This is a genomic window from Patescibacteria group bacterium (assembly GCA_038063375.1).
GTDB lineage: Bacteria > Patescibacteriota > Minisyncoccia > Phycocordibacterales > JANLHH01 > JANLHH01.
Genome location: JBBTVG010000033.1, coordinates 1 through 2428, shown reverse-complemented (window position 1 = coordinate 2428; position 2428 = coordinate 1). Strand labels below are relative to the sequence as shown.

The 2428-nt window shown below is 48.3% G+C and carries 5 protein-coding genes; 1 reads left to right on the top strand and 4 read right to left on the bottom strand.

Translation table 11 applies throughout. The features are described 5' to 3' along the window. Positions 1-270: 270 nt before the first annotated feature. Positions 271-858, top strand: a complete 588-nt coding sequence (locus AAB523_03495) for an elongation factor P (protein ID MEK7556318.1) — start codon at positions 271-273, stop codon at positions 856-858. A gap of 67 nt (positions 859-925) precedes the next feature. Here the strand turns inward: AAB523_03495 and rpsR are convergent, their stop codons facing one another. The 4 genes from rpsR to AAB523_03475 all read right to left on the bottom strand — a co-directional run. Then, entirely contained in the window at positions 926-1123 is a 198-nt protein-coding gene (rpsR, locus tag AAB523_03490) for a 30S ribosomal protein S18 (protein MEK7556317.1), read from the bottom strand. 17 nt (positions 1124-1140) lie between these two features. Further along, on the bottom strand, positions 1141-1590 hold the full coding sequence (locus AAB523_03485) for a single-stranded DNA-binding protein (GenBank protein MEK7556316.1): 450 nt from the start codon (positions 1588-1590) through the stop codon (positions 1141-1143). A gap of 16 nt (positions 1591-1606) precedes the next feature. Then, entirely contained in the window at positions 1607-1861 is a 255-nt protein-coding gene (locus tag AAB523_03480; GenBank protein MEK7556315.1) for a hypothetical protein, read from the bottom strand. Between the two features lie 32 nt (positions 1862-1893). Further along, positions 1894-2428 (bottom strand): 30S ribosomal protein S6 (locus AAB523_03475; GenBank protein MEK7556314.1); only part of this gene is annotated, 535 nt, incomplete at its 5' end.

Sequence of the window (2428 nt, the reverse complement as noted above, 5' to 3'; positions counted from 1 at the left end):
TATTATATTATACAATGGTATGCGGTTTATAGGGAGCAACCTTCTCTGCTCCCCAAAATCCGCCTACTTTATTGATAATATCGCTTCGACCTGACCCACCCCGGGATTGTTGTTTATCTTGACCTACGCTGTCTTCTTGATGAACTGCAGGTGAGTCTCCTTCGGGGTTCGCTTATTACAACAGAGGCGGTGACAAAAAAGTTACCTCTTTTTACCCGTATTGTCCCGGTGTTGATAGAAAACGAATTTTAAGATAGAATGAGCAACATTATGTTGGAATATAACGAAATTACCCTAAGAAAATACATCGTGTTGGACGGGGAGCCCTACGAGGTCATCGGATCGCACGTGTTCAGAAAACAGATGCGTAAGCCGGTCAATCAGACCAAACTCCGAAGCCTCATCTCCGGAAAAGTGACGGAACGTTCATTCGGGCAGGCGGAAAAAGCGGACGAAGCCGACATCAATACGCGAATGATCAAATATCTCTATCACAACCGAGGCGAGTTTTGGTTTTGTGAAGAACATGACCCGAAAGTGCGATTCACTCTGCCTCAAGAAACGGTCGGCAACGGCTTGAAATTCGTGAAAGCAAATACGCTCATAGAAGCGCTCGTATTTCACACTGACGACACGGAGCGCATTATCGGCATCAAGCCGCCCGTGAAAGTGGAACTCAAAGTTACCGAAGCACCCCCCAGCATAAAGGGCGACACCGCCCAGGGCGGCAATAAGCTGGTCGTACTTGAAACAGGCGCGTCCGTCAATACGCCGCTGTTCATCAATACGGGAGATATCATCAGGATCAACACCGACACGGAAGCGTACGTTGAGCGCGTAGAAAAAGCGGCATCCTAAAAATCTGTCAAAGAAAAAGACCGCGCCTTTCAGGCGCGGTCTTTTTCTTTGAAAAGTCTCAAAACTTTTACTGCGAGACGTACGGGAGGAGTCCCATGAAGCGCGCTCTCTTGACCGCAACCGCCAATTTGCGCTGGTGCTTCGCGCACACTCCCGTCCGCTTGCCTGCGAGTAGTCGCGCATGAGGATTAAGAAACTTCTTGAGCGTTTCCGTGTTCTTGTAGTCTATATATTTAATATTGTTTGTTGAAAAATGACACTGCATAGTATGAATGGTCTTTATTAGAATGGTATATCGTCGGGGTTAATCTCTTCTTCAGGGTATTCAATGGTATCAATTGATTCCGGCGCGCTACCTTGGTTTTTCAACGCCCCCTCCTTCGGCCCCCCGGCGGGACTGTCGCTCCCTCGTGTTCCGAACTGCACCCTATCGGCAACGATTTCCGTCCTGTAATTCTTTTTGCCGTCCTGTCCGTCCCAACTGCGCGTCTGGATGCGTCCTTCCACGAGTGCCGAGCTCCCCTTCTTTAAGTACTGCGCGACGGTCTCCGCCTGCCTCCCGAATACCACGATATTATGATAGTCGGTTCCTTCTTGACGCTTGCCATCCTTATCTTTCCACACTCTGTTCGTCGCTACGGAAAAAGAGGTTACTTTCATACCCGAAGGGAGGGATTTCAGTTCAGGGTCGCGGGTCAAATTGCCAATGATGAATGCTTTATTGAGATACATGGAGTTAGTATGTGAATTACTTGCCGATAGCAGTTTCAAGCTGTCTCATTTTATCCTCAAGACGCTCAACCCTATTATCAAGACTTCTGATAAGCAGATTCTCTATGCGGTCCAAACGTTGATCTATGCCGTCAAGACGCTTGTCTATGCCATCAAGACGCTTGTCCATGCCGTCAAGCCGTTTATCTATGCCATCAAGGCGCTTGTCCATGCCCGCAAACCCCTTCTGGGTCATTACTGCGATATCTTCAATTGTGACTTTTTTTGCCATGCGTTTTTAGTATACCATATCCTGTTGTTAGCTTATCCAGCAACAAGTTCCTCAATGGTCTTATCTATCTCTTCTTCGAGAGCCTTCCGCTCTACGGGTGTTCGCTCGTCTTTCGTTTTTGCCCCCATCGGCGCCTTTTCTCTCGTGGAGGAGGACTTTCTCACGCTTGGCAGCAAGCTTTCCTTTGTTCGTTTGATGATCAAGAATCGCAGTACGCGATCATTTTTCGTAAGCGCTACTTTGACGTCGCCGACGGTGTCGCTTCCTGTTTGAAAGATAAGTGAGCCAAAATATCCGGAAGTGAACGTGCTGTTCTTGCCTCCCAAGACTTTAACCATCGGATAGGCAAGAGTTATCATCTCGGCGTCCGCGCCGGAAATAACAAGCCCGCTCTCCCCTACCGCGTCCTTTACTTTAGAGACCTCTTCCCCGATCTTTTCTTCAGGAATGGTGGGCAACAGAATGAAGCCGAGCTCATAGATGCCGGCTTCTTTCTCATCCTGCCCTTCTTTCTCTTCTTTTTCCATGCGGATTATACTACCAGAATACGGACAATCACGCAACTTG